This window comes from Pseudomonas sp. MT92, assembly GCF_058792515.1.
In genome coordinates this window covers 1-571 of the sequence record NZ_JBXAFA010000056.1, presented here as the reverse complement: position 1 = coordinate 571, position 571 = coordinate 1, and the positions used below count along the sequence as shown (strand labels likewise).

Annotated in this window: 1 protein-coding gene; it reads right to left on the bottom strand. The window is 65.7% G+C overall.

Annotation, left to right across the window (positions count from 1 at the left end; genetic code table 11):
- Nucleotides 1–571: PLP-dependent aminotransferase family protein (locus tag AC1Q6D_RS33160; RefSeq protein WP_492618507.1), on the bottom strand; the 571-nt coding region annotated here is incomplete at both ends.

Genomic DNA, 571 nt, shown 5'->3' with positions numbered 1-571 from the left:
TCGCCCGGCGGGGCCAGCAGGGTCAGGGCCAGCAGGTCGGCGGCCACGGCCACCAGGGCGTTGGCGGCGTGGAAACGCTCGGTCAATGCGCGGTAGTCGAACACATCACCGTTGCTCGCCGGGTACTGCAGCAGGGCGCCGAAGAACGGCGTCACGTCGCTCAGTTCGCGCTCGTCGCCGACCACCACCTCGATGCCCAGCGGTTCGGCACGGGTGCGCAGCACGTCGAGGGTCTGCGGGTGGCAATGCACGGAGGCGAAGAACTGGTGGCTGCCCTTGTTCTTGCTCAGGCGCTTGCAGAAAGTCATGGCTTCGGCGGCGGCGGTGGCTTCGTCGAGCAGCGAGGCGTTGGCGATCGGCAGGCCGGTGAGGTCGCTGATCAGGGTCTGGAAGTTCAGCAGCGCTTCGAGACGACCCTGGGAAATTTCCGGCTGGTACGGGGTGTAGGCGGTGTACCAGGCCGGGTTTTCCAGCAGGTTGCGCAGGATCGGCGACGGCGTGTGCGTGCCGTAGTAACCCTGGCCGATGTAGGTCTTGAACAACTGGTTCTTGGCCGCGATGGATTTGATCA